The sequence below is a fragment of the Amycolatopsis benzoatilytica AK 16/65 genome (genome assembly GCF_000383915.1).
GTDB classification, from domain to species: domain Bacteria; phylum Actinomycetota; class Actinomycetes; order Mycobacteriales; family Pseudonocardiaceae; genus Amycolatopsis; species Amycolatopsis benzoatilytica.
In genome coordinates this window covers 1540119-1559480 of sequence record NZ_KB912942.1, presented here as the reverse complement: position 1 = coordinate 1559480, position 19362 = coordinate 1540119, and the positions used below count along the sequence as shown (strand labels likewise).

At 69.8% G+C, this 19362-nt stretch carries 25 protein-coding genes; 18 read left to right on the top strand and 7 right to left on the bottom strand.

Going from position 1 to position 19362, the window contains the following annotated elements; translation table 11 throughout:
• Positions 1-61 precede the first annotated feature (61 nt).
• Entirely contained in the window at positions 62-856 is a 795-nt protein-coding gene (locus tag AMYBE_RS0107495; protein ID WP_020658739.1) for a M15 family metallopeptidase, read from the bottom strand.
• An 812-nt stretch (positions 857-1668) separates the two neighbouring features.
• Between AMYBE_RS0107495 and AMYBE_RS41020 the strand changes: the two genes are divergently transcribed.
• The 11 genes from AMYBE_RS41020 to AMYBE_RS0107440 are packed head-to-tail and all read left to right on the top strand — an operon-like array spanning position 1669 to position 6824.
• The gene (locus AMYBE_RS41020) at positions 1669-2235 is read left to right on the top strand and encodes a hypothetical protein (RefSeq protein ID WP_034286838.1); all 567 of its coding nucleotides are present in this window, start codon (positions 1669-1671) and stop codon (positions 2233-2235) included.
• A 5-nt stretch (positions 2236-2240) separates the two neighbouring features.
• Positions 2241-3236 (top strand): SRPBCC family protein, encoded by a 996-nt coding sequence (locus tag AMYBE_RS0107485; protein ID WP_051124900.1) that lies wholly within the window; start codon positions 2241-2243, stop codon positions 3234-3236.
• Positions 3233-3628, top strand: a complete 396-nt coding sequence (gene gvpJ / locus AMYBE_RS0107480; protein WP_020658736.1) for a gas vesicle protein GvpJ — start codon at positions 3233-3235, stop codon at positions 3626-3628. Before AMYBE_RS0107485 ends, gvpJ (AMYBE_RS0107480) begins: the two co-directional genes overlap by 4 nt.
• Positions 3629-3634: 6 nt before the next feature.
• Positions 3635-4402, top strand: a complete 768-nt coding sequence (locus AMYBE_RS0107475) for a GvpL/GvpF family gas vesicle protein (protein WP_020658735.1) — start codon at positions 3635-3637, stop codon at positions 4400-4402.
• Between the two features lie 3 nt (positions 4403-4405).
• Entirely contained in the window at positions 4406-4672 is a 267-nt protein-coding gene (locus AMYBE_RS0107470) for a gas vesicle protein GvpG (RefSeq protein ID WP_020658734.1), read from the top strand.
• A complete protein-coding gene (gene gvpO, locus AMYBE_RS0107465) occupies positions 4669-4980 on the top strand; it encodes a gas vesicle protein GvpO (protein WP_245573162.1) in 312 nt (103 codons plus the stop codon). The genes AMYBE_RS0107470 and gvpO overlap by 4 nt, the downstream gene beginning before the upstream one ends.
• Before the next feature lies 1 nt (position 4981).
• Positions 4982-5326, top strand: a complete 345-nt coding sequence (gene gvpJ / locus AMYBE_RS0107460) for a gas vesicle protein GvpJ (protein WP_020658732.1) — start codon at positions 4982-4984, stop codon at positions 5324-5326.
• Positions 5316-6053 carry a GvpL/GvpF family gas vesicle protein gene (locus AMYBE_RS0107455; RefSeq protein ID WP_020658731.1) on the top strand — a complete coding sequence of 246 codons (738 nt, stop codon included), beginning with the start codon at positions 5316-5318 and terminating at the stop codon, positions 6051-6053. The genes gvpJ (AMYBE_RS0107460) and AMYBE_RS0107455 overlap by 11 nt, the downstream gene beginning before the upstream one ends.
• Positions 6050-6217, top strand: coding sequence for a gas vesicle protein (locus tag AMYBE_RS0107450; protein WP_020658730.1), 168 nt, complete (start codon positions 6050-6052; stop codon positions 6215-6217). Before AMYBE_RS0107455 ends, AMYBE_RS0107450 begins: the two co-directional genes overlap by 4 nt.
• Entirely contained in the window at positions 6210-6488 is a 279-nt protein-coding gene (locus AMYBE_RS0107445) for a gas vesicle protein K (RefSeq protein ID WP_020658729.1), read from the top strand. Before AMYBE_RS0107450 ends, AMYBE_RS0107445 begins: the two co-directional genes overlap by 8 nt.
• 57 nt (positions 6489-6545) lie before the next feature.
• A complete protein-coding gene (locus AMYBE_RS0107440; protein WP_020658728.1) occupies positions 6546-6824 on the top strand; it encodes a GlsB/YeaQ/YmgE family stress response membrane protein in 279 nt (92 codons plus the stop codon).
• A gap of 54 nt (positions 6825-6878) precedes the next feature.
• On the opposite strand, the gene AMYBE_RS0107435 is transcribed toward AMYBE_RS0107440, so the two are convergent.
• Complete coding sequence (locus tag AMYBE_RS0107435; protein WP_020658727.1) at positions 6879-8909, bottom strand: phosphocholine-specific phospholipase C; 2031 nt, start codon at positions 8907-8909, stop codon at positions 6879-6881.
• Between the two features lie 160 nt (positions 8910-9069).
• Between AMYBE_RS0107435 and AMYBE_RS0107430 the strand changes: the two genes are divergently transcribed.
• From AMYBE_RS0107430 to AMYBE_RS0107420, 3 genes are read left to right on the top strand one after another with little or no spacing between them, the layout of a single operon-like run.
• On the top strand, positions 9070-9702 hold the full coding sequence (locus AMYBE_RS0107430) for a TetR/AcrR family transcriptional regulator (RefSeq protein ID WP_020658726.1): 633 nt from the start codon (positions 9070-9072) through the stop codon (positions 9700-9702).
• A 28-nt stretch (positions 9703-9730) separates the two neighbouring features.
• Entirely contained in the window at positions 9731-10246 is a 516-nt protein-coding gene (locus AMYBE_RS0107425; protein ID WP_027927457.1) for a pyridoxamine 5'-phosphate oxidase family protein, read from the top strand.
• 9 nt (positions 10247-10255) lie between these two features.
• Positions 10256-10750, top strand: a complete 495-nt coding sequence (locus AMYBE_RS0107420) for a nitroreductase family deazaflavin-dependent oxidoreductase (RefSeq protein WP_027927456.1) — start codon at positions 10256-10258, stop codon at positions 10748-10750.
• Between the two features lie 498 nt (positions 10751-11248).
• Here AMYBE_RS0107420 and AMYBE_RS0107410 read toward each other — a convergent pair whose 3' ends face one another.
• Positions 11249-12157, bottom strand: a complete 909-nt coding sequence (locus AMYBE_RS0107410) for a hypothetical protein (RefSeq protein ID WP_020658723.1) — start codon at positions 12155-12157, stop codon at positions 11249-11251.
• A gap of 229 nt (positions 12158-12386) precedes the next feature.
• On the opposite strand from AMYBE_RS0107410, the gene AMYBE_RS0107405 reads away from it, so the two are divergent.
• Complete coding sequence (locus AMYBE_RS0107405) at positions 12387-13982, top strand: amidohydrolase (protein ID WP_020658722.1); 1596 nt, start codon at positions 12387-12389, stop codon at positions 13980-13982.
• 113 nt (positions 13983-14095) lie between these two features.
• Positions 14096-14344 carry a DUF2180 family protein gene (locus AMYBE_RS43815; RefSeq protein WP_084469887.1) on the top strand — a complete coding sequence of 83 codons (249 nt, stop codon included), beginning with the start codon at positions 14096-14098 and terminating at the stop codon, positions 14342-14344.
• Between the two features lie 178 nt (positions 14345-14522).
• Here AMYBE_RS43815 and AMYBE_RS0107395 read toward each other — a convergent pair whose 3' ends face one another.
• A complete protein-coding gene (locus AMYBE_RS0107395) occupies positions 14523-15614 on the bottom strand; it encodes a cation diffusion facilitator family transporter (RefSeq protein ID WP_020658720.1) in 1092 nt (363 codons plus the stop codon).
• 119 nt (positions 15615-15733) lie between these two features.
• Between AMYBE_RS0107395 and AMYBE_RS0107390 the strand changes: the two genes are divergently transcribed.
• Both AMYBE_RS0107390 and AMYBE_RS0107385 read left to right on the top strand, forming a co-directional pair.
• A complete protein-coding gene (locus tag AMYBE_RS0107390; protein ID WP_020658719.1) occupies positions 15734-16114 on the top strand; it encodes an ArsR/SmtB family transcription factor in 381 nt (126 codons plus the stop codon).
• A gap of 163 nt (positions 16115-16277) precedes the next feature.
• Positions 16278-16760, top strand: a complete 483-nt coding sequence (locus AMYBE_RS0107385) for a GNAT family N-acetyltransferase (protein WP_020658718.1) — start codon at positions 16278-16280, stop codon at positions 16758-16760.
• Here the strand turns inward: AMYBE_RS0107385 and AMYBE_RS0107380 are convergent.
• From AMYBE_RS0107380 to AMYBE_RS0107370, 3 genes are all read right to left on the bottom strand, one after another.
• Positions 16757-17143 carry a hypothetical protein gene (locus AMYBE_RS0107380; RefSeq protein ID WP_020658717.1) on the bottom strand — a complete coding sequence of 129 codons (387 nt, stop codon included), beginning with the start codon at positions 17141-17143 and terminating at the stop codon, positions 16757-16759. The two genes, AMYBE_RS0107385 and AMYBE_RS0107380, sit on opposite strands and share 4 nt — an antisense overlap.
• Positions 17144-17263: 120 nt before the next feature.
• Positions 17264-18646, bottom strand: coding sequence for a HAMP domain-containing sensor histidine kinase (locus tag AMYBE_RS0107375; RefSeq protein ID WP_051124897.1), 1383 nt, complete (start codon positions 18644-18646; stop codon positions 17264-17266).
• Positions 18647-18666: 20 nt separating this feature from the next.
• Complete coding sequence (locus AMYBE_RS0107370; RefSeq protein ID WP_020658715.1) at positions 18667-19341, bottom strand: response regulator transcription factor; 675 nt, start codon at positions 19339-19341, stop codon at positions 18667-18669.
• Between the last annotated feature and the right edge of the window lie 21 nt (positions 19342-19362).

Here is a 19362-nt window from a genome sequence, read left to right as displayed (position 1 = left end):
GACACTGCGGACCGCTGATTGCCGACGGCAAAGCGGGACAGCGCGGCCTGCCCCGCCCGGCTCAGGTCAGCGAACGGCGGGAAATCGGGAAGTTGAAGTAGGTGTCCGGGAACGTCTCCGGCTGGTAGGTGTAATGCCACCATTCCTCCGGCAGGTTCTTGAACCCGGCCGCCTCCATGCCGTGCAGGAGGATCATCCGGTTCGCGCGCTGCTGGCCCTGGATTCGCGGGTCGAGCGTGTGCGCGAGGGTGTCGAAGCAGTCGAAACCGGTGCCCATGTCGAGCGAGTTGTCCGGGAACCGGTCCGCCTTCGGACCGTAGCAGGGCTTCAGCGGCTCCCCCGGCCGGTACGGCCGGGTCGGGAGCGCCGGCAGCGGAACGACGGTCAGATCGACCGTGCTGCCGCGGCTGTGCCCGGACTTCGCCGCGATGTACCCGTCCGCGAACAGCCGGTCCTTCTCGACCCGGGGATAGAACTCGGCTTTCATCCGCAGGTCGGACAGATCCTCTGCCCAGCGCACGAAATTGTCGACGGCGCGCTGCGGGCGATAGCAGTCGTACACCTTCAGCGTCAGCCCCTGGCGCAGGAACGACAGCTGCGCTTTGTGCAGGGCCCGCGCCGCGTCCCGGGTGACGATGCACATCGGCTGGCGGTAGCCGTCGACCGGCGCGCCGGTGAAGTTGTGCGGGGTGATGTACCGGATTTCCTGCACGATCGTCGGGTCGACGTCGCGCAGCGCCACGAATTCGGGCGGAGCCTTGGGTTCCGGATCGGCGGACGCCGCCGGTGCCACGAGCAGACAGGTCAGCAGACTCATCACGGCGGCCGCCAGGCCGCGCGTCTTGGTTCGGCGCATAGCGTGGGTACTTACCACAAGACCGGCCGCGCGGGGAATCAATCGGCGTAGGCGTCCTGCCGCTGGCGGTGCGCGGCGATGGCGGCGTCCATCATCCGCAGCCGCGTCGGCGATCGCGTTGCCGTGTGCGGGCGATCAAGACGGCCGGGTGCTCGGCCAGCTGCTCGCCGACCCGGGCGCCCGGCCGTGAGGGGCCCCTTGCCGGAATCCAAGTCCCTCAAGGGGCCCTTCACGGACTGAGGTGATGGGCACCGCCCAGTGGGTCCCGCCGGTAAGCGGCGATCTCGCCCCGCGGGCTACCTGCGCGTCGCGCGCCTAGATGTACGCCAGGAACCCTCGCAGCGCGCCCGCGCACCCTGGCTGCACTCGCCCCCGGGCTCAGGCTTGCCGAACGCATTGCCTCGACGACACAGCGTCGACCGGAGCCACCGTCCGCGGGCGTGACCGGTGCCGGACGCGGCGCCAAACGGCCGACTCCCCTTGCGCCATCCGGTGCATCTTTCCGGCAGTACCGTTTGCTACTCGATAATGAAATACTCGTCCGCGCCGCGGGCGCAGTTCTAGATCGACAGGGACGGCTACCTGGAAGAATCCACATTGCTACTTTTCAGTAGCCGGGATAACGATCTTTTCCGCACTGCCCGCACCTTCATTCTCCTTGCGCGGCAACGGGAACATCCTTCTTCATGATCGAGCGTTTCGGGTCACGCCACCGGGGTAGCCGAATCTTGCCGACGCAGCCGAATCCCTGATCACGCGATTTTGGAACGGTCTGCGCGCACCCCGCTACCGTCAGTCAGAAGGAGCCGTTGATGAAGGCAGGAACACGGATGGCGCTCGGCGTCGCGGCCGGTTATCTGCTGGGGCGAACCAAGAAAATGCGGCTGGCGTTGATGATCGCGGCCGCCGGGGCGACCGGGAAGGCCGGAGTGTCGCCGTCGAAACTGGTCCGGAATGGACTGTCGCAGCTGGCCTCGTCGGAAGAGATCGGCAAGCTGACTTCACTGGCCAAAGACGAACTGCTGACCGCGGCGAAATCTGCGGCGGTCACCGCGGCGAGCGGCCGGATAGAGTCGTTGACCGAACGTCTTCAGGACGGCGGGAATCCCGCTGGCGAGGCACGGAATCCCGCTGGCGAGGAAAAGGCGACGGAGCCGGCCGGGGATGAGCCGGACCAGGAAACCGGTGAAGAGGCAGCTGAGAAGCCTCGCCGTCGGCGAACCCCGACCCGCCGCTCGGCGGACGACGACGATCAGGACAGCCAACGGCGGCCGCGCCGGCGGTCGGCGAGCAGCCGGTCGTCGGACGAGGACGACGAAGAAACTGAACGCAGGCCGGCCGCCACTCGACGTTCGCCGGTCCGCCGGGCCCGGAGGTGACCGCGATGGCCGCCAAGAGCCTGAAAGACGCCGCGGGGAAAGCGGCTGGCACCGTGGGGAAAGCGACTGACACCGCGGGACACGCGATCAGCCAGGCGACGAAACCGCCAGGCGAGCTGGGCGACGCGCTGCGCGGCCTGGGTCAGGCAGCGATGAACCGCGCGGCGAACTCGCTCACCGACCGGATTTCGTCCACCGCCGGACGGTTGACCGATTTCGCCGCGGGCAACGGCAGCGGCGGGCTGCTGGCAGCCGCCACCGGCGGGCAGCCCGGAGTCAAGGGCAAGGCGATGACCGGCGCGCTCAAGGGGGCGCTGTCCGGAGTCGCGGAGAAGGCCAAGGCCGCGCTGACCGGATCGGCCCGCAGCAAGGGCGAAAAGATCAAGCTCACCAACATCGTCGAGGAGATCGACATCGGCGCGCCGGTCGACCTCGTGTACGACCGGTGGACCCAGTTCAGCGAGTTCCCGTCGTTCATGAAAAAGGTCGAGAACGTCGAGCAGGTCAGCGACGAGAAAACCGAGTGGCGGGCGCAGATCTTCTGGTCGCACCGCAACTGGGAGGCCACGATCCGCGAGCAGGTGCCCTACGAACGGATCGTATGGCGGTCGAAGGGCCAGAAGGGCCATGTCGACGGCGCGGTCACGTTCCACGAGCTGACCCCAGATCTCACGAAGGTGTTGCTGGTCCTCGCCTACCACCCGCAGGGACTGTTCGAGCGCACCGGCAACCTCTGGCGCGCCCAGGGCCGCCGGGTCCGGCTTGAGCTCAAGCATTTCCGCCGGCAGGTGATGATGAACGACCTGCTCGATCCGGACAGCGTCGAAGGCTGGCACGGCGAGATCCGCGACAGCAAGGTCGCGGATGGCCAAGACCGGACCGCACCGGAAAGCGACGAGGCCGAAGACCAGCCCGAAGACGAAGCCGACGCCGAGGCCGAAGACGAGCCATCGGAGGACGAAGAGGACTCCGGAGAAACCGACGAGAGAGGTGACCGATGACAACCGCCGTGCAACCCTCGGGCGGAGGCGGAGGATTCGACCGGCCGAGCTCGAGCAGCCTCGCCGACGTGGTCGACACGATTCTGGACAAGGGCCTCGTGATCGACGCGTACGTGCGGGTCTCCCTGGTGGGCATCGAACTGCTCACCGTGGACGCGCGAGTCGTCGTGGCCAGCGTCGACACTTACTTGCGATTCGCCGAAGCGGTGAACCGTCTCGACCTCTCCGACAACGATCAGAAGGGCCTGCCGGACCTGCTGGAGGACATGAACTCGGGCGGCGCGAAGGCGAAGACGCGCGGCGCTCTCGAAGCGGCCGGCGACAAGCTGCAGGACCTCCTCCGCGGCGGCGAAGAAGAAGAGCCCGCCAGCCGTGGCCGGAAAGGACGGTGAGCATCGATGAGTACCGACACCCGGGCCGGCACCGCGGTGTATGTCTACGGCGTTGTTCCCGCCGACGTTGAGGTCGACGCCGAGACCCGCGGAGTCGGCGATCCGCCGGCTCCGGTCACGACCATCCGCAGTGGGCCGGTCGCCGCGATAGTGAGCGAGATCCCGGTCGACGCTCCGCTCGGCCGGCCCGAGGACCTGTCGGCACACGCCAGCCTGCTCGACGCGGTCGCCGCCGAACTTCCCGTGCTGCCGCTGCGGTTCGGCGCTGTGGTCACCGACGAACAGGCGGTCGCCGAGGAACTTCTCGAAGCGAATCGCGACGACTTCACGACCGCGCTCGACCAGCTCGAGGGCAAGGCGGAGTACATCGTCAGGGGGCGCTACGAGGAACGGGCCATCCTGCGCGAGGTGTTGTCCGGCGACGACCGGATGGCGGAACTGGCCAAGGCGATCCGCGGCAAGCCCGAGGACGCCACCCGCAGCGAGCGGATGGAACTCGGGGAGCAGATTTCCCGGACGATCGAGGCCAAGCGTGCCGAAGACACCCAGCGGGTAGCCGAGGCGCTCGCCGAGATCGCGGTGCAAGCCGCGCCGCGCGAGCCGACACACGAAGAAGAAGCCGTGCACCTCGCCGTGCTGGCGGAGACCGCGCGGCAAGCTGAGCTGGAAGAAGCGGTCGGCGAGCTGGCGAACGAATGGGAAGGCCGGGTGCAGGTCCGGCTGCTCGGCCCGCTGGCGGCCTACGACTTCGTCGTGACGCGGACGCCGGAGTAACCCATGGGTCTGCTTTCCGGTATCGCGGGCCTGCCGCTCGCGCCCCTGCGCGGGGTGCTCGCCCTTGGCGAGCTGATCCGCCGCCGAGTCGACCAGGAACTGCGCGCCCCCGCCTCGGTCCGGCACGAACTCGAGGCGGCCGAGGAGGCGCGCGCGGCCGGTGAGATCTCGAGCGAGGAGGAGGCCGAGAGGCAGAACGAGGTGCTTGCCCGCCTGACCGTGCCCTCGCCGCGGCAGTCCGCTGAGGGCGAAGAAGGAGATGACCGATGATGGCCGCGTCCGAGCAAGCCAGCTCCTCGACGCGTGATGCGATGGTCGCGTCGAAGGCGGCTGCCGCTGCGGTGCGCCAGCTCGACGAGCTGATCGCCAGCGAGCCGGCGGGCGTTACGTCGGTCGAGCCGCTGGAGGACGGCTGGCTCGTGGAGGTGGAGGTGACCGAGGAGCACCGCATCCCGTCCTCGTCCGACCTGCTGGCCCTCTACGAGATCGAGCTGGACCGCGAGGGCGACCTGACCGCGTTCCGGCGCACGAAACGCTACGCGCGCGGGAAACCGGGCACTGGCGACGGGAGGAGCTGACATGGTCTCGGGGCAGCCGGTCATCGCGTCGGAGGGCGGTCTTGGCACCGCGGGCGGACAGCCCGCGAACCTCGGCGACATCCTCGAACGCGTCCTGGACAAGGGACTCGTGATCGCCGGCGACATCCAGGTCAATCTGCTCGACATCGAACTGCTGACGATCAAGCTGCGGCTGGTGGTCGCGTCTCTCGAGACCGCTCGCGAGGTCGGCATCGACTGGTGGGAAAACGATCCGTGGCTGACCGGCAATCAGAACAAGCTGCAGGAGGAGAACCGGCAGCTGCGCGACCGGATCGCGGCGCTGGAAGCCGGGTCCGGCGAGGACGGAGGCGATCATGCCCGCTGACGGTCTCTGGCTGTACGGCGTGACCCGCGCGGCCAATCGCCTCGAAACGCCCGGAGTCGCCGGCGAGACCCCGCGAACCGTGACCGCGGCCGGACTGACAGCGACAGTCGGAGACGTGCCGCTGGACTTGTTCGGCGCGGACGCGCTGCAGCGAGACCTCGAAGACCTCGACTGGCTGGCCGCGGTCGCCCGCGCCCACGACGCGGTCATCGTCGCGCTGGCCGAGCAAGGACCCGTGGCGCCGGTCCGGCTCGCGACCGTTTACCGCGACGACGAATCGGTGCGTTCCGCTGTGGAAGCGCGGTCCGGGCAGTTCTCGCGGACGCTGGATCGCGTATCCGGTCGGACCGAATGGGGGGTGAAAGCGTTCCTGACCGCCGCGCCGGATCCTCCGGCTCCCGCTGCGAGCTCCGGCGTCGCCTATCTCACACGGCGCCGAAACGCACTGGCCGCAAGGGAAACTCGGCACCAACAAGCGTCCGACGAAGTGCGTCGGCTCCACCTCGCGCTGTGCGAGCTGTCCGCCGAATCCCGCACGCATGCGCCGCAGAGCCGCGCGCTGACCGCGGACGATCGGCCAATGGTGCTCAACGCCGCGTACCTGGTCGACAACCGGGAAAGCGCCCGCTTCGCCGACACCGTCGCACAGTGGCGGAGCCAGGCACTGGCCGTGCAGCTGACCGGTCCGTGGCCACCGTATTCGTTTTCGGCTTTGGACGAGCAATGACCGCACCGGCACGCGAGATCGCATTGGTCGATCTGCTCGACCGGGTGCTGGCCGGCGGCGTGGTGGTCAGTGGGGAAATAACCCTCGCGATCGCCGACGTGGATCTCGTGCACATTTCTCTGCGTACCCTCGTCACGTCCGTCTCGGCGTTGCGCCATGGATGAAAACCGGCTCAACGCCGATCCGGAGACCGCGGAACGCAGCTTGGTCAGCTTGGTGCTGACGGTGGTCGAACTGCTGCGCGAGCTCATGGAACGTCAAGCCCTGCGCCGGGTCGACCGCGGCGATCTGGGGCAGGACAAGGTCGAGCAGATCGGCCTGACCCTGATGCGCCTCGACGAACGCATGGAAGAGCTTTGCGCCCATTTCGACCTGGAGCGCCGGGAACTGAATCTCGATCTCGGACCGCTCGGTTCGCTGCTGCCCGAGGAATAGGTTTCCGGAAAGCCAATTCCGGGTATTCGCAGTTATCGCTTCGAAAGGAATTCAGCGATGACTGTCACCGGAATTATCAGCGCACTCGCGGTCGGTTTGGTGATCGGCGCGCTGGGCCGCCTCGTGGTTCCCGGCAAACAACGCATCCCCATCTGGCTGACGATCGTCATCGGCATCATCGCGGCGTTCGCGGGCAGCGCCATCGCCCGCAGCGCCGGATATGCCAACACGCCAGGATTCGACTGGCTGGAACTGCTGACACAGGTCGTGCTCGCCGCCGTCGGTGTTTCCATCGTGGCGGGCACGTACGGCAGGCGACGCAAACTGTTCCGGTAAACCGGGACGCTCCGGAATCGGCCGCCCCGGTGCCGGGGCGGCCGATTCCGCGTCTCACCCGGTGATCGTGGCCGGGTCGCTGGCGCTGGGGCGGCCGTCCTCGACGTGCCCCGCGACGCGGCGGACGAACGTCGGGTCGTGGTCGGAGGTGATCGCGACGTCGTACCAGTGGTGGCTGTCGCCGCCGCCGAACGTCGCCGTTTGGTGCGCGCCCGGCCGCACGACCCGCGTCGACGCGCTGCCCTTGTCGTAGCCGTTCCGCAGCGTCAGGCGAACCGGCTTGGCGGTCCCGTTGATCAGCTCCAGCCGCAGCTGGCCAGTGCGGTCGTGGTGCGCAACCACTTCGACGCCGGACACCGCACCGGCGAATCGGCGGTAGAAGCCATTCGGGCCGTGCACCGTGTAGTCGTAGCCGGTCGCAGGCACAGCGAGCGAGCCGACGAGGGTCCGGCCGGGTCCGACCGTGTAGGTCTGCGGTGCACCGCCGGGCGTAGTGACGTAGAACCCGGCGCCGAGGCTGCCGCGGCTGGCGAAGGTGACCTGGAGCTTGGACGCGACATGCACAGCGTCCGCAGCCAGGTCGTAGCCCAGCGGACGAGCCGGACGCAGCCCGGATTCCTGCGGCGGCAACGACTGCTGCGCGGGCACGGCGGGCACGTAGTCCGGGTGGCGGCTGTGGTCCGGCGGGACGTAGCCGGAGGTGTCCGGCAGCGTCGGCACGGTGCGGTCGGTGCGGCCGAAGTCGAACGCCGACGTGAGGTCGCCGCACACGGCGCGACGCCACGGCGAGATGTTCGGTTCCTGCACCCCGAACCGCGTCTCCAGGAACCGGATGACCGACGTGTGGTCGAAGGTCTCCGAGCACACCCAGCCGCCCTTGCTCCACGGCGAGACGACCAGCATCGGCACCCGCTGGCCCAGGCCGTACACCCCGGCCGGGTGCGCGGCGGAACCGGCGTAAAGCTCCCCCTTGGTGTCCACCGTGGACTGTCCGGCGACCGGGTACGGCGGCACGACGTGGTCGAAGAACCCGTCGTTCTCGTCGTAGGTGATCAGCAGCGCGGTCTTGCTCCACACCTCCGGGTTGGCGGTGAGCGCGTCCAGCACCTGGGAGAGGTAGTAGGCGCCGTAGTTGACCGGCCAGTTGGGGTGCTCGCAGAACGCTTCGGGGGCCACGATCCATGACACCTGGGGCAGCCGGTCCGCCTTCACGTCGCGGGCCAGGACGTCGAAGAAACTCTGACCTTGCTTGGCGTTCGTTCCGGTGCGCGCCTTCTCGTACAGCGGCTCGCCCGGCTGAGCATTCTGGTACTGCTTGAAATACAGCAGGGAATTGTCGCCGTAGTTGCCGCGGTAGGCGTCCTGGATCCAGCCCCAGCCGCCGGCGGCGGTCAGGCCGTCCCCGACGTCCTGGTAGATCTTCCACGAGACGCCGGCCTTTTCCAGTCGCTCGGGGTAGGTCGTCCACGAGTAGCCGGCCTCGTCGTTGCCCAGCACCGGGCCGCCGCCCTGCCCGTCGTTGCCGGTGTATCCGGTCCACAGGTAGTAGCGGTTCGGGTCGGTCGAGCCCATGAACGAGCAGTGGTAGGCGTCGCACACGGTGAACGCGTCGGCGAGCGCGTAGTGGAACGGGATATCGTCCCGGGTCAGGTACGCCATCGTGGTGCTGCCCTTGGCCGGCACCCACTTGTCGTAGTTGCCCCCGTTCCACGCCGCGTGCGTATCGTTCCAGCCGTGCGGCAGGTCCTGGATGAACTTCAGGCCCAGGTTGTCCGCGTCGGGGCGGAAGGGCAGGATGTCGCGCTTGCCGTCCGACTGGTACCAGACCGGCTTGCCGCTGGGCAGCGTGACCGGGCGCGGGTCGCCGTAGCCGCGGACGCCGCGGAGCGTGCCGAAGAAATGATCGAACGATCGATTTTCTTGCATCAGCACCACTACGTGCTCGATGTCGCGGATCGTGCCGGTGCGACCGGCCGGCGCGATCTCCGCCGCGCGGGCGATGCTGGCCGAGAGCAGCGAAGTCGCCGCGGTGCCGCCGGCCAGCTGCAGGAATCGTCTGCGGTTCACGTGAGTCACGCCGCGCATTATTGGCCTGTCCCCGCGAAATGCCCCCGCCTTCGGAACAGACTGCCAGCGAAGCTCGGATGAACGGCTCGTGCCCGGACCGGATCTTTCCGACATCCCACCCGCGAAGAGCGGCGAACGGACTCTATCAACTGATTGAAACGGCTGATAGAGTGCGTGCATGGGCACCGAAGCCGCACGCCTCCCCGGCACTCGCGGGACGGCGACCGAACAGCGGCTCATCGCCGCCGCCGAACGGCTTTTCGCCGAGCACGGCGTCGGCTCGGTGTCCCTGCGCACCGTCATGCAGGCAGCGCGAACGAACGTCGCGGCGATCCACTACCACTTCGGCTCCAAAGAAGGGCTGCTCGACGCGGTCCTGCGCAGCCGTCTCGACCAGGTGACCGGCGAGCGGAACGCGGTGCTGCGCGAATTCCCGGAGCAGGACATCACCGCCCGCGAGCTGGCCCGCGCGTACGTGCAGCCGGTGGTCGCGGTGCTGGAGTCCGGCGGCGAATGCTGGATCCGCCTGGTCGGCCAGCTGCTGACCGCCGGCGGCGATGGGCTGGGCTCGGTCGCCGACTCGTTCTTCGAGCGCAACGCCGCGTTCGTCGCACTGCTGGAGCGGCTCAACCCGGGAGTCCCGCGGCGGACGCTGGACTTCCGGCTGTCACAGGCGATGACGGTGACTCTGAACGTCCTCGGCGACGTCGGCCGCACTCGCCGCTTGCACGGTCCGGACGCGGCCGATTGGACCGTGTCCGAGATCGTCGATGCCCTCATCGACGTCGTGACCTCCGTAATCGCCGCCTGACACATCCGCCGCCGGAAACGAGGAATCGATGGGAACAAATCAGCGAACGCAAGTCGAGATGACCGCCGGCGAGGTGTCGGACTACCTCGCGTGCCAGCGCACCGCGACACTGGTGTCGCTCGGCGCGGGCGGGCATCCGCACGCGGTCGCGATGTGGTTCGCAGTCCTCGACGGCGTGCTGTGGTTCGAAACGAAAGCCAAGGCGCAGAAGGCCGTCAACCTCCGACGCGATCCGCGCGTCACGGTCCTGATCGAAGACGGGCTGACCTACGACACCCTGCGCGGCGTCTCTCTGGAAGGACGCGCCGAGGTGGTCGACGACCCGGACGCGCTCTGGGCCGTGGGAGTCGGCATCTGGCAGCGCTATCACGGCGAGTACACCGACGAAGCGAAACCGATGGTGGAATTCATGCTTCGGAAGCGCGTTGCGGTCCGAGTCGACGTGGAACGGGTCCGTTCCTGGGACCACCGCAAACTCGGCCTGGGCCCGATGCCGCTCGCCGGGTCGACCGCCGTGCACTACCCGCAGCCGCCGACCCGATAGGAGGGCATGATGGGACGCTTTTCTTTGCCCGCGCAGGCACCGCGGGGCCTGGACTCGCCAGCGACCGCGAAAATAATGAAGCTGATGGCCCGAATCCAGGTCAAGGCGTTCACGCTGACCAACGGCCGGGTCGGCAGCACCTGGCGGATCGGCGCGGGCTTCCGCGCTCCGGTGCCGACGCTGCTGCTGGAACATCGCGGACGCAAGTCCGGCCGCCTTTTCACCACCCCGCTGCTGTACCTGGATTCCGGGGACCAGCTGATCGTGGTGGCTTCCCAGGGCGGTCTGCCCAAGCATCCGCAGTGGTATTTCAACCTGCTCGCGGATCCCGAGACGCATGTTCACCTCAAGGGCCGCCGCAACGTCCCGGTGACGGCGCGGGTCGCGGCGGCGGACGAGCGCCGCGAACTTTGGCCCCGCGTGGTGGATCTGTACGCCGACTTCGCCAAGTACCAGGAGTGGACCGATCGCGAGATCCCGGTCGTGGTGCTCACCGTGCGCTGAGGGGTGCGGCCCCGGAGACGGCCACGCCCTCCTCCGCCGGGTCGGCTGACCGGGCGGCTCGCCACGTCCGAGGACAGCGGCTGCTTCAGAATCCGCCGGGCGACGGGGAACGCAACGCGCCGTCCTCGACCAGGACCTGCCCGGGGCAGACGCCGATCCAGGTCATGCCGTCCGCGATGGATTTCCTGGGGCATCTCTGGCTGCAGCGCGGAAAACCGGCCTTCCGGCCAGCCACACAGCCGCCCAGCGTTGGCTTCGCGGAGTCATTCGTACTTTGCCCGCCAGGTGACCGACCACATTGCCGAGCGTGGCCTGGTCCGGAGTGGACGGATAAATCGCCGACGACGCCGTGCGTGAAGCCGTCGGAGGTGGCGAGGGACGAGGCCGGAATGGACGACAGTTTTCCGCGCAGCAACACGGTGATCCAGGCTAACGCTCACCGATCTCCGGTTCGCCTTGGCGAGCTTCCGCGCAGCAGATCGGCGGATTGAAGACCGGTCAGACGTGCGGCGCGGTCTTGCGGGCGGACCGGGCCCGGCCGCGGCCGTCTGCCCTCAGCATCGGAGCGAACCGATCCCGCGCTTCCGCCGCCAGCTCCGGAATCAGCTCGACCTCGTGCACACTGCCCACCGTCGAGACGCGCAACCGGTCGCCGCGCGCGGCCAGGCCGGTGATCCGATCCCGGGCGACGGTCAACAGCTGTACTCCGCGCGCGAGCGGGCGCTGTCCGAGTACATGCCGGGCGACGACCAGCTCCTGCCGGGTCAGCACCACGAACGCGGCCGGCCGGGACGGCTGCCACAACCACCGGCGCGGCGGCTCCGGTTCCGCCCTCAGGTACCGGGTGTGGCGGGTATGCCCGAGCGCCACCAGCGGCGCGGCGGGCAGGCCGTGCCAGCCGAGCGACGGCGGCCCGGCGTGCGCCGGCTCCGGCGTGCCCGGCCGCAGCGCACGCGAGCGCACCTGGGTCAGCAGGTCCGCGACCGCGGGCCAGGCCCACGACCGGTAGCGGAAGACGAGCGTTTTCCGGAGCCCGGTCAGCACCAGGCAGGCGTACCGGCCGGACATCGCGTGCTCCACCGCGACCAGTTCGGCATACGGGATCACGCCGACGACCCGCGGATACGGCAGGTCGTCCACCCACAGCGCCACCCCGCGCGGCCCCGCGCCGAGCGCTTGCTCCGGTGTCCAGACGACGCCTCCGGCGGACCGCCGGGTCGCCGACGGCGCGAACAGCACCTCGCCCGGACCGACCAGGTCGGCGAGGTCTTCGGCCGCCGCCCCGGGCCGGGACCAGCGGGCCGGCGGCTCGGTGTCGAGACCGTCCGCGAGGTCGCGGCCGATCTGGATCTCCCACGGCTCGGCCGCGGCAGTGAGGGCGGCGTGCGCCGCGCCGATGCCGGACATTCGAAGGATCGCCTCCTGCCGCCGCGGGCCGGTTTTCCCTGCCTCCAGCGTATACACCGCCGCGCGAGCCGTTCCCATTCCGGACTTCGCCCGGGTGCGACCTAGATCACCTGAATGCCGCAACCGCCCGGGCGGCCCGGCCCGCCCGCCCCTACACTCGACAGTTGCGGCACCGGCGGCACACTGTCCTTTGTAGACGCAACGGTGCCGCCGACCCGTGGAGGTACCCGTGTCCGCACCGGAAACCGCCCAGATAGTCACCGCCGGCCGCATCGCAGCGATGGCCGGCGCCGAGCCCCCCGCGTTCGCGATCCGCGGCGAACGGGTAGTCGCGCACGGCAGCGTCGCCGATCTGCGGCGGGAGTTCCGTTCGGCCGAAGTGCACGATTTCGGCTCCGCGACAGTGGTCCCTGGCTTCAACGACGCCCACCAGCACGCGACGATCTGCGCCGCTCAGTCCCTTCAGGTCGACCTCTCCCCCGCCCGGATCCGCTCCACGGCCGACCTCGAAACCGCCCTGCGCGCCCAAGCCGCCGCCACCCCGCGCGGCGACTGGATCATCGGCTGCGGCTACGACCCTTTCCGCAGCAATGGCGGCCGCGACCTCACCCGGGCCGAGCTGGACGCCGCCTGCCCCGACCACCCGGTGCTGGTCGTGCACGTGACCCTGCACGCCGGGGCGGTCAACTCCGCAGGACTGGCGCTGGCCGGCTTCACCGACACGAGCGAACCCCCGCCCGGCGGCCACCTGGGCCGCGACGCGGCCGGCCGCTTGGACGGCGTCGTGCACGACCAAGCCCTCTACGACCTGGCCTTCCCGGCCTTCACGCCGAACCCGACTGTCATCGCGGAGCCCGACACCGCGACGCTGGCCGCCGCCTTCACCCGGCACGCTCGCGAGCTGCACGCCGCCGGGATCACGTCCATCGGCGAAGCCCTCGTCGGCCCGACCGAATGGCGCACCCTGAGCCACCTGTGCGAGCAGGGCCAGCTGACCCTCCGCGTCAACGCGCTGGCCGCCTACGACCACTTCGACTACTTCCGCGCCCAGGCCGAGCCCGGTCCCCGGCTGCGCCTCGGCGGCGTGAAAACCTTCGCCGACGGCGCCGTCAACGGCGGCACCTGCCTGGTGGAACAGCCCATCGAAGGCACCGACAGCCACGGCCTGGAACGGGTCACCGCCGCCGAACTGACCGACATCGTGCGCCACGTCCACGACGCCGGCTGGCGAGCCTGCGTGCACGCCAACGGCGACCGCGCGATCCGGCGGGTCCTGGACGCCGTCGAGCAGGCGCAGACCGCCCGGCCCCGGCCGGACCCGCGCCACCGCATCGAGCACTGCTCGATCATCGACGACGAGATCCTGTCCCGGATGCGTGCGCTCGGCATGGTCGCCGTGCCGTTCGCGAACTATGCGGCCGCGCACGGCGACAAGCTGGCCCAGTTCTACGGCGCAGAGCGAGTGGAACGCATGTTCGCGCACCGGTCGATGCTCGAGGCGGGAGTCGCGGTGGCGGGTTCGTCCGACCATCCGTGCGGCCCGTTCGAGCCGTTGTTCGCGCTGCGCAGCTGCGTCACCCGGCGCGCCCCGGATGGGAACCTGTTCGGGCCCTCGCAGCGGATCCCGGTGGAGGCGGCGCTGGGCCTGTACACCACCGGAGCCGCTTACGCCTCCGGCGAAGAGGCGGTGAAGGGGCAGCTCGCCCCGGGGTTCCTGGCGGATTTCGCGGTGCTGGGCGAAGATCCGTTCACCGCCGACCCGGAGCGGCTGGACCGGGTGCCGGTGCGGGAGACTTGGGTCGGAGGCGAACGCGTCTGGCCCTGAGGAGACGCTCCCCGGGCCTTGCCGCCCGTAGCGTGGTTACCGAGGTGACCCGCGGGGAATACCGGTCCCTGAGGCACGCCCCGCTGCCGCTCTATGCCCCGGGAAGGAACGCCATGCGCTGTCTTGATTGCCGTGTCAACGGACAAGACCGTCCCGCTGTCGGGATCTGCACCAACTGCGGTGCCGCCGTGTGCGAGCAGTGCGTGCGGATCGGCCGGCAGGAGACGTCGCACGTCACCGGATTCAGCTCGGCCGACCTGTCGCTCACCGAAACCCGGCAGCTGGCTTGCCCGGAATGCGCGGCCGCGCTTTCCGCGCAGCATTCGCACGAGTACCGGTTCAAGCCGATCGGCGCTTCCTGACGCGCTAAGAACACCTGATGCTGTCGTGATGCCCGGGCAGCCCGGCGCGAGCTTGACCGACCGTCCGTGAAGGGCCCCTTGAGGGACTTGGGTTCCCTCAAGGGGCCCTTCACGGACCGGCCTGCGGTCCGGCGGCGGCATCGCGGCGCTCGCGACGACGTCCCTGCCTGCGGGATCGCTAGGCGTGCGCGGTTTCCGCGCCGACCACTGGTTCGACGTGCACCACCGCGGCGGTCAGCCGGGGAACCGAGTCGATCAGACGGCGTTCCAGGTCGTGCGCCAGCCCGTGCGCTTCCTCGACGGTGAGCGTGTTGCCGACCTGGATGGCCAGCTCGGCGCGCAGGCTGTGGCCGATCCAGCGCATCCGCACGTCCCGCACCCCGCGCACGCCCGGCGCGGCGTGCGCGGTCTGTTCGGCGAGTTCGACGGTCGCCGGATCGACCGCGTCCATCAGCCGCCGGAAGACTTCCTTCGCCGCGTCGCGCAGGACGAACAGGATCGCGACGGTGATCAGCAGGCCGATCACCGGGTCGGCGGCCGGGATACCGAGGGCGACGCCGACCGCGCCGAGCACCACCGCGAGCGACGTGAACCCGTCGGTCCGGGCGTGCAGGCCGTCCGCGACCAGCGCCGCCGAACCGATCTCCCTGCCGACCGTGATCCGGTACCGGGCCACCAGTTCGTTGCCGACGAACCCGACGAACCCGGCCGCGGCCAGCACCCACAGCTGCTGCACCGGCCGAGGGTTCAGCAGCCGGTCGATCGCCTCGTACGCGGCCAGCACGGCCGAACCGGCGATGATCAGGACCACGACGACGCCGGCCAGGTCCTCGGCCCGGCCGAGCCCATAGGTGTAGCGACGGCTCGCCGCGCGGCGGCCGAGGAGGAACGCGATGCCCAGCGGAAGCGCGGTGAGGGCGTCGGCGAAGTTGTGGATGGTGTCGCCGAGCAGCGCCACCGAGCCGGTGACCGCGACCAGGCTCAACTGGACGACGGCGGTCCCGAACAGTGCGGCGAAGGACCAGGTCAGGGCGCGGATGCCGCGCTTGCTGGTTTCCAGGGCGTTGTCCAGGCGGTCCGCGCTGTCATGGCTGTGCGGGGTGACGGCGTGTTTGACGTGGTGCCACAGCTTCGGCAGCAGTCCGGCAGCCGCGTCGTGGCCGTGGCCATGCCCGTGGCCGTGTCCTTCGCCATCCGTGTGCCCGTGGCCATGCCCGTGACCGGTGCCGTGGCCGTCGGCATGCCCGTGGCCGTGCCCAGTCTGCGACATCAGAGAACTCCCAGCTGCTCGCCGCGGCCCGCACCAGACGCCGGGCCATCCGGTTATCAGCATACCTGCGCAGTCACGCAGATACGCAGGCAGTCCGCCGAACCGGTAGGCTCGGGGCCATGCACGACTCGCTGCCGGACTTCGAAATGCCCTCCGACGAACAGGTCCACCTCGCCGCGGAGAGCTTCCGGCTGCTGTCCGACCCCACCCGGATCAAGGTGCTCTGGGCGCTCCTGCAGGGCGAATCCTCGGTCGCCTGCCTCGCCGAGCTCGCCGGCGCCGCGCCGACCGCGGTCAGCCAGCACTTGGCCAAGCTCCGGCTCGCCGGACTGGTGAAGGGCCGCCGCGAGGGAACGTTCGTCTACTACTCCGCCGCGGACAGCCATGTCCGCGGATTGCTCGCTCAGGCGCTGCACCACGCCGACCACGTGGACCGCGACATCCCCAGCGAACCGGACGGCCACGCGCAGCCGCACCTCCCCCGGGTCCGCGATCTTTGATCGCCGTCAAACCGCGCCCGTTGTCCGCGAGGGGTCCCTTGCCGGAATCTGATTCCGGCAAGGGGCCCTTCACGGACTGCGTCCCGCGCCGTCGTCCCGCCGCGGATTTAAATCGGGAAATTCGATATTTCCAAGATTAATCATGACGATTACGATGAGGGCCATGAATCCGGTCATCGCTCGCGTCACCCCGGAATCCGTCCCGCATCTGGTCGCGTCCGCGGCCGCGCTGTTCGCCGAAGACGGCGGCCGGCGCGACCCGCTCCTCGACACTTCCTGGCCGGCCCGCGAAGGCCAGCCCTACTACGGCGAACTCGCCGACGATCCGAATGCCTTGTGCCTGCTGGCTTTCCCCACCGGCGAACCGGCCGCCGCCGCGATCGGGCACCTCGTCGGCCGCCTGCGCCGCCACGACCCGCTTCGCCCGGGCACGGTCGCCGGGGTGCTGGAAAGCATGCGAGTAGCTCCCGGTCATCGCCGCAGCGGCCTCGGCACAGCGCTCGCCGACGAATTCGCCGCCTGGGCTCGCGACAATGCCGCGGACTATCTCAGCGTCACCGCATACGCCGCGAACGAATCCGCGCTCGCTTTCTATCGCGCGCGTGGATTCGTCCCGTTCGAATCAACCTTGCACGCACCTGGCTAACCAGGCCGGAGCGCGTGGTGCCCCTCCGGTTCCGGCCGGAAGAACTCCCGCGCCGGGACCGCCAACCCGATCACCGAAAGCGCGATGAACACGATCTGGTGCACGTGATCCTTGCCCGGCGGCAGCCCGAATACCAAGTGTGCCAGCCAGAACACCGGATAGAACCACAGCGCGCACCACGCCCACCGTTCCCGCCGGCGAAACGGCAGCACCGCGATCAGCCCGCCGAACAATCCGAGACCGGCAGTCGCGAGCGCGTCCGTGCGGTAGAGCAGCGCGTCTCCGGCCGGCGGCACGAGGGCGACCACGATCCCGAAGCCGAGAATCCCGGCGCTCACCGCCGCCAGACAGATCCAGCCGATCCGCACCGACACCGCGCTCATGGGGAGAAGTTACCTCGGCCCGCCTTGGCCTGGACAGGGTTTCGCGCCGATCCTCCCCGGGAGAACCAGGCGTCCGCGGTCTCCACTATGGACACCGTGGACGCTCCGCGGCCGGCTCCGTCACCCTCGCCGCCCAGGCAGCAACCGCGAACCCGAAGCAGTCGCGACCGGCAGCCACACCACCGCCACCGCGCCCTGCCCCGGTTCCGGCTCCTCGAACCGGGCATATCCCCCGTGCACCGCCGCGGTGTCCGCCACGATCGCCAGCCCCAGCCCGGACCCCGGCAACGACCGAGCCTCCGGGGCGCGCCAGAACCGGTCGAACGCGTGCGCGCGGTCCGCCTCCTCGATGCCCGGCCCCTCGTCCGCCACCGACACCATTCCCGGTGCCGACCGGACCGTGACCGTCGATCCGGCGGGCGAGAACTTGATCGCGTTGTCGAGCAGATTCAGCACCATTCGCTCCAGCGCGCCTTCGTCCCCGTACACCGCCCATTCGGCGCTGTGCACGTCGAAGGTGTGCTTGCGGGCCCGGCTCGACGCCCGCCGGACCGCGTGCCGCACCACCGTTCCCATCGCGACCTCGGCGTGGTCGAGTTCGCGTTCGTCCCGGGCCAGGATCACCAGTTCGGTCACGAGATCGCCCAGCTCCCCCGCCTGCACCTGCAGCCGGTCCAGCAGCCGGCCGCGGTCGGCGGCAGGCAGCTCCCGGCCGGTGTGCTCACTGCGGGCGAGCAGGTCGATGTTGGTGCGCAGGCTGGTCAACGGAGTCCGCAGCTCGTGCGCCGCGTCCGTGACCAGCGCCCGCTGCCTTCGCCGGGATTCGGACAGCGCGCCGGTCATCGCGGCGAAAGCGTGGCCGAGCCGGCCCACTTCGTCCCGGCCGGACACGGTGACCGGGAGGTCCAGGTCGTGCGTGCGGGCGATCTCCTCGGCGGCGCTGGTCAGGCGTTCCATCGGATGCAGGGTCCGGCGGGTCAGGAGCAGGCCGGCGGCAGCCGCCAGCAGCGCGCCCAGGACGGACACCGCGATCAGGACGGTGCGCAGGCCGGCGAGCGTGCTGTCGATCTCGGCGAGGCTGCGCGAGATGGCCAGCACGTTCCCGTCGCCGGTCGGGCCGAGCAGGACCCGGACCGGTTTGCCGGACAGCGTGTAGCCGTCGCGCAGGGTCACGACGCGTGCGGACCGGTCGCCCGGTTCCACGACGACCGAGTCCACGCCGGGCGGCGAGCAGACAGTCCCGTCCGCCTTCAGCAACTGGATGCCCTCCACGAACCGCTGCAGCGGGCGTCCCGGCGGGCCGGCGCGGCACAGGTCCGCCGGGCCCGGTTTCGGCGCCTCCGGATTGCGGGCGCCGGGCGGACGCCAGCCGCCGAGCAGAGTTTCGTCCAATTGCGTGCGCAGACTGTGCTCGGTGGACAGGTAGGTCGCGGCGCTGATCACCGCGATGGCGACCGCGACGATCGCGGCGGTGATCAGCGCGACCCGGCTGCGCAGCAACATCCGGGGCTCGCGGCGGCGGATCACGAGGCCCGCAGCACGAAGCCGACTCCGCGGACCGTGTGCAACAGCCGGCTCGCACCGCCGGCCTCGGTCTTGCGCCGCAGATATCCGACATACACGTCAAGATTGTTGGTACGGCTCGGTTCCTGGCCCCAGACCGCCTGCCGCAGCCGGTGTTTGGCCAGCACCTTCTCCGGCGCTCGCAGGAACACCGCGAGCAGGTCGAATTCGGTCGGAGTCAGTTCGAGGCGGCGCCCGGCCCGGGTGACTTCGCGCGTTTCCGGGTCCAGCTCCAGGTCGGCGAACCGGTGCACCGCCGTCCGGCGCCCGCCCCGGTTCTGTTTCAGCAGCGCCCGGACCCGCGCCAGCAGTTCCTCCAGCGCGAACGGCTTCACCAGATAGTCGTCGGCACCGGAATCGAGGCCGGTCACGCGGTCGCCCAGCGCGTCGCGCGCGGTCAGCATCAGCACCGGCAGCCGCTCGCCCAGCGCGCGGATCCGCCGGCACGTTTCCAGGCCGTCGACGTCGGGCATCATCACGTCCAGTATCACCAGATCTGGCCGGTCCGTCCCGGCGACGGCGGCCACCGCGGCCGCGCCGCCGGACGCCGCGGCGACCTCGTAGCCCTCGAACTCGAGGCTGCGCTGGAGGCTTTCCCGCACGTCCGGGTCGTCGTCCACCACCAGCAGCCGCATCCGTCCGGTCCTTCCCGTCCC

Bases quoted from the DNA above. Each gene is read 5' to 3' on its own strand.
- AMYBE_RS0107495 (WP_020658739.1), bottom strand. From the start codon at position 856: ATGCGCCGAACCAAGACGCGCGGCCTGGCGGCCGCCGTGATGAGTCTG.
- AMYBE_RS41020 (WP_034286838.1), top strand. From the start codon at position 1,669: ATGAAGGCAGGAACACGGATGGCGCTCGGCGTCGCGGCCGGTTATCTG.
- AMYBE_RS0107485 (WP_051124900.1), top strand. From the start codon at position 2,241: ATGGCCGCCAAGAGCCTGAAAGACGCCGCGGGGAAAGCGGCTGGCACC.
- gvpJ (WP_020658736.1), top strand. From the start codon at position 3,233: ATGACAACCGCCGTGCAACCCTCGGGCGGAGGCGGAGGATTCGACCGG.
- AMYBE_RS0107475 (WP_020658735.1), top strand. From the start codon at position 3,635: ATGAGTACCGACACCCGGGCCGGCACCGCGGTGTATGTCTACGGCGTT.
- AMYBE_RS0107470 (WP_020658734.1), top strand. From the start codon at position 4,406: ATGGGTCTGCTTTCCGGTATCGCGGGCCTGCCGCTCGCGCCCCTGCGC.
- gvpO (WP_245573162.1), top strand. From the start codon at position 4,669: ATGATGGCCGCGTCCGAGCAAGCCAGCTCCTCGACGCGTGATGCGATG.
- gvpJ (WP_020658732.1), top strand. From the start codon at position 4,982: ATGGTCTCGGGGCAGCCGGTCATCGCGTCGGAGGGCGGTCTTGGCACC.
- AMYBE_RS0107455 (WP_020658731.1), top strand. From the start codon at position 5,316: ATGCCCGCTGACGGTCTCTGGCTGTACGGCGTGACCCGCGCGGCCAAT.
- AMYBE_RS0107450 (WP_020658730.1), top strand. From the start codon at position 6,050: ATGACCGCACCGGCACGCGAGATCGCATTGGTCGATCTGCTCGACCGG.
- AMYBE_RS0107445 (WP_020658729.1), top strand. From the start codon at position 6,210: ATGGATGAAAACCGGCTCAACGCCGATCCGGAGACCGCGGAACGCAGC.
- AMYBE_RS0107440 (WP_020658728.1), top strand. From the start codon at position 6,546: ATGACTGTCACCGGAATTATCAGCGCACTCGCGGTCGGTTTGGTGATC.
- AMYBE_RS0107435 (WP_020658727.1), bottom strand. From the start codon at position 8,909: ATGCGCGGCGTGACTCACGTGAACCGCAGACGATTCCTGCAGCTGGCC.
- AMYBE_RS0107430 (WP_020658726.1), top strand. From the start codon at position 9,070: ATGGGCACCGAAGCCGCACGCCTCCCCGGCACTCGCGGGACGGCGACC.
- AMYBE_RS0107425 (WP_027927457.1), top strand. From the start codon at position 9,731: ATGGGAACAAATCAGCGAACGCAAGTCGAGATGACCGCCGGCGAGGTG.
- AMYBE_RS0107420 (WP_027927456.1), top strand. From the start codon at position 10,256: ATGGGACGCTTTTCTTTGCCCGCGCAGGCACCGCGGGGCCTGGACTCG.
- AMYBE_RS0107410 (WP_020658723.1), bottom strand. From the start codon at position 12,157: ATGTCCGGCATCGGCGCGGCGCACGCCGCCCTCACTGCCGCGGCCGAG.
- AMYBE_RS43815 (WP_084469887.1), top strand. From the start codon at position 14,096: ATGCGCTGTCTTGATTGCCGTGTCAACGGACAAGACCGTCCCGCTGTC.
- AMYBE_RS0107395 (WP_020658720.1), bottom strand. From the start codon at position 15,614: ATGTCGCAGACTGGGCACGGCCACGGGCATGCCGACGGCCACGGCACC.
- AMYBE_RS0107390 (WP_020658719.1), top strand. From the start codon at position 15,734: ATGCACGACTCGCTGCCGGACTTCGAAATGCCCTCCGACGAACAGGTC.
- AMYBE_RS0107385 (WP_020658718.1), top strand. From the start codon at position 16,278: ATGAATCCGGTCATCGCTCGCGTCACCCCGGAATCCGTCCCGCATCTG.
- AMYBE_RS0107380 (WP_020658717.1), bottom strand. From the start codon at position 17,143: ATGAGCGCGGTGTCGGTGCGGATCGGCTGGATCTGTCTGGCGGCGGTG.
- AMYBE_RS0107375 (WP_051124897.1), bottom strand. From the start codon at position 18,646: ATGTTGCTGCGCAGCCGGGTCGCGCTGATCACCGCCGCGATCGTCGCG.
- AMYBE_RS0107370 (WP_020658715.1), bottom strand. From the start codon at position 19,341: ATGCGGCTGCTGGTGGTGGACGACGACCCGGACGTGCGGGAAAGCCTC.